Consider the following 3113-nt stretch of genomic DNA (forward strand, 5'->3'; position numbering starts at 1 on the left):
GGTCATCTAAGTCTGAGAGACTACGATGCTCAGGTGGGTGAAGCCATGGCCATGGTCAAAGCGCTTAACCGGATCACGCTATCAGGAATGCCGAACAGTATTCGCATCACGTAACAATCGACCCGTATGGGGCGCAGTCGTCACAAGTTCTGATTTATTCAACAAAGCCATCTCAGGGATGAGATTCATTAATCCCGATGAGCTTACATAAGTAAGTGATTCGGGTGAGCGAGTGCAGCCAACGCACATGCAACTTGAAGTATGACGGGTATATACATCGCGACAGGCAGAGTCATATCTACGTGGTACCAAGGAGTAGTGACGTGAGTCCACAGCATAAACGCGCGCAACAACGGTGCCGCTGGCTGATTCTCTGCGCCGGTGTGTTCCCATTGCTATTGATATTACTCTTCACCTTTGTTGAATCACGACAAATAGTGCAACGGGATCTGCAATCCACGGCGACGCTGGCGCTCGATCAGGCGGAAAGCATTACCACCCGTGCCTAGTCACTGCTAGAAGCACTGCAACCGCTGCAAGGAAATCTGTGTGAGGATATCAGAGACGATCTCCAACGGCTCAGCGCGCAGTTCGCTTATTTTCGCTCCATCGGCCTGACCTATGACAATAGCATTTACTGCTCCTCGCTGTTTGCCCATAACGCTCTGGAAATCAGCGATGTTATCATGATGCCGCTTCCGGCAAAATTACCTCCCGCCTGGAGCCTCTCTGTCGATCAGATCAAAGATGCCGACATCAGCACAACGCCCATTTTTATTCGCACACCGGACGATGGTTGGGGTGCTTTTGGCCTGGTTGATGCGCAATATCTGGTGACGCTAATGAATGCTGTCAACAAGCTGCGCGGCTTTCAACTGAATATCAGAGTGGGGGATGGCGATTTGATTCATCCCTGTGCTACCACCGTACCGCATCAACCTGAATGGCTTTCTGGTGTCGAATATAACATCACATCGGAACGCTTACCCATTGTTGTCTCCATTACCGCTCCCGCTGCAGAAATGGGTAAGGCCTGGCAGTTTGCCTTTCTGACGCTGTTGCCGCTCACACTGGTACTTTCCGCGCTGTTTATTCTGGCCGCGCTGTATTTGCAAAAACGCAAGCTCTCCTTTCAGGACGAATTACGCCGCGGCATCACCAACAATGAGTTTTCTGTCTACTATCAGCCGGTTTACGGTACCGAGGCACAACGCTGCACCGGCGCAGAAGCGTTATTGCGCTGGCGGCGCGCCGATGGACAGTGGATTCGCCCGGATGTGTTTATTGCCGCCGCTGAAGCGGAAAATATGATTATCCCACTAACACGCCATTTGTTGAAACTCGTGGAGGAAGACGTTACCAGTTGGCATATAGAGCCGAATTCTCATCTGGGCTCGAATGCGTCGGCTGAGCATCTGCAAGACAGCGAATTTATCGCCGATATCCGCCAGTTTGCGGCGAATGTGGCGGCCCACCGCTTTTTGGTAACGCTAGAGCTGACCGAGCGCAGTCTCATTAGCGAAGGACCGGAAGCGGCGCAGCGCTTGCAACAGCTACGTCAGGAAGGCATACATGTCGCGATTGATGATTTTGGCACTGACCATTGCTCTCTGTCTTATCTGCAAAGCTTCCCGCTCGATTACGTGAAAGTTGATCAGGGGTTTGTTCGCACTATTTCGTCACAGGAAGAAGAGACGCCGATTTTAGATACCATTATCAGTCTCGCTCACCGCATTAATTTGAAGATCGTAGCTGAAGGGGTGGATACCGTGCGTCAGCTTCACTACCTGACACAACACGGCGTGGGCTACACAGGGATTTTTGTATGCCAAACCTATGGATAATGAAAATTTTACCGTGTGGCAGCATTACCACGAAAAACGTCAGTTCACGCCCATCGACGAGCATGCCATGGCAGATTCTCTGGAGGGAAAGAAAACGCCGAAGTCCTCCTTCGGCGTAATCACGCTATTCAGTATCAGAAGCGATAGCCAAGGCCGATATTAAATCCTTTGGTTTTCGTATGTTCGGATTTCGATCCTTCATAACCCAGATCGATACTCCAGTTTGCTGCTGGAGAGATCTGAACACCGGCTCCATAAGCAAAACCTGATTCTTTATGATTCTGAGAGGAATTAGCGTCAACACCGTTAGTTTCAGAATATTTTCCTTTAAAGTGCGAGACGCCCGCTAAGCCATAAAGGCTCACAAATTCATTAACGCGATAAGATGGACCCACTAACAGCGAATAATACTTTACCCGCAACCGTGCATTTTCTCCAAGGTCATCAACGTCTTTAGATCCACCCATATAGGTTAGCGAGCTGATAAAACCCAGTGGACCGTCAGGCTGATAGTGGTATTTCGCTGTGACACCATGGAGATTTTTAAAATCAGTCAATTTTCCCTGAGAATAACCCAGGCTGAGTGTATGTGTATCTGCCTTAGCGATAACACAGACACTCATTGCGGACAATACCACAGCTAATGCCGATAGCTTTTTATTGATATTCACTTTTACACGCTCCGTTTATGATATGTAACATCCCAAAGACAGAGCGTAAAATGTCAGTTGATGTCTGACGTGTAAATCAGTGAAATACCTTACTAGAGAGCCAATTCGATTATTTTCAGCAAGTTATAAAAAATATTTTTATCATCTTTTGGGATACATTATTGTTTTTTTTTAATAAATGAACAATACGACAAGATATTACGCAAAAAAAACGGCAGATGATGTCATCTACCGTTTTCTTATCGTCCCGTCTGAAAATAATCAGACAAAACGGGGGGAATTTTGTTGGAAAGAGAGAATTTTTGTCGTGTATTCAATGAGTTGATGTAGCATCAAACGTAGTACTCGCGTTCGATGTAAGTACCGATGATCCTATCGTGCATTTCGGATGATTTTGAATATCCGAGCGTCTTGCGATTGAGCCGTTGCAATCGGTCACGCAGTGTCAGATGTGCACGGGCTTTGTTGAATAAATCAGAACTTGTAACGACTGCGCCCCATACGGGTCGATTGTTACGTGATGCGAATACTGTTCGGCATTCCTAATAGCGTGATCCGGTTAAGCGCTTTGACCATGGCCATGGCCTCACCCACCTGA

4 protein-coding genes and 3 pseudogenes are annotated in these 3113 nt (G+C 47.7%); 4 read left to right on the forward strand and 3 right to left on the reverse strand.

What is annotated here, in order from left to right:
• From QZ506_RS15580 to QZ506_RS15595, 4 genes and pseudogenes are all read left to right on the forward strand, one after another.
• A pseudogene (locus QZ506_RS15580) lies at positions 1 to 114 on the forward strand (IS5/IS1182 family transposase); the annotation flags it as partial.
• A 209-nt stretch (positions 115 to 323) separates the two neighbouring features.
• The gene (locus QZ506_RS15585) at positions 324 to 509 is read left to right on the forward strand and encodes a hypothetical protein (protein WP_291972282.1); all 186 of its coding nucleotides are present in this window, start codon (positions 324 to 326) and stop codon (positions 507 to 509) included.
• Between the two features lie 48 nt (positions 510 to 557).
• On the forward strand, positions 558 to 1844 hold the full coding sequence (locus QZ506_RS15590; RefSeq protein WP_291972287.1) for a cyclic diguanylate phosphodiesterase: 1287 nt from the start codon (positions 558 to 560) through the stop codon (positions 1842 to 1844).
• A complete protein-coding gene (locus QZ506_RS15595) occupies positions 1837 to 2007 on the forward strand; it encodes a hypothetical protein (RefSeq protein ID WP_291972284.1) in 171 nt (56 codons plus the stop codon). Before QZ506_RS15590 ends, QZ506_RS15595 begins: the two co-directional genes overlap by 8 nt.
• Here QZ506_RS15595 and QZ506_RS15600 read toward each other — a convergent pair.
• The 3 genes and pseudogenes from QZ506_RS15600 to QZ506_RS15610 form a co-directional block, all read right to left on the reverse strand.
• Entirely contained in the window at positions 1979 to 2515 is a 537-nt protein-coding gene (locus tag QZ506_RS15600) for an Ail/Lom family outer membrane beta-barrel protein (protein ID WP_291972286.1), read from the reverse strand. The genes QZ506_RS15595 and QZ506_RS15600 overlap by 29 nt on opposite strands.
• 332 nt (positions 2516 to 2847) lie before the next feature.
• Positions 2848 to 2973 (reverse strand): annotated as a pseudogene (locus QZ506_RS15605) (IS1 family transposase); the annotation flags it as partial.
• 55 nt (positions 2974 to 3028) lie between these two features.
• A pseudogene (locus tag QZ506_RS15610) lies at positions 3029 to 3113 on the reverse strand (lipoprotein); the annotation flags it as partial.

It is taken from the genome of Candidatus Symbiopectobacterium sp., from assembly GCF_020054415.1.
In the GTDB taxonomy this organism is placed as follows: Bacteria; Pseudomonadota; Gammaproteobacteria; order Enterobacterales; family Enterobacteriaceae; genus Symbiopectobacterium.

Coding starts and splice junctions, on each gene's coding strand:
- QZ506_RS15595 (WP_291972284.1), top strand. CDS start 1,837: ATGGATAATGAAAATTTTACCGTGTGGCAGCATTACCACGAAAAACGT.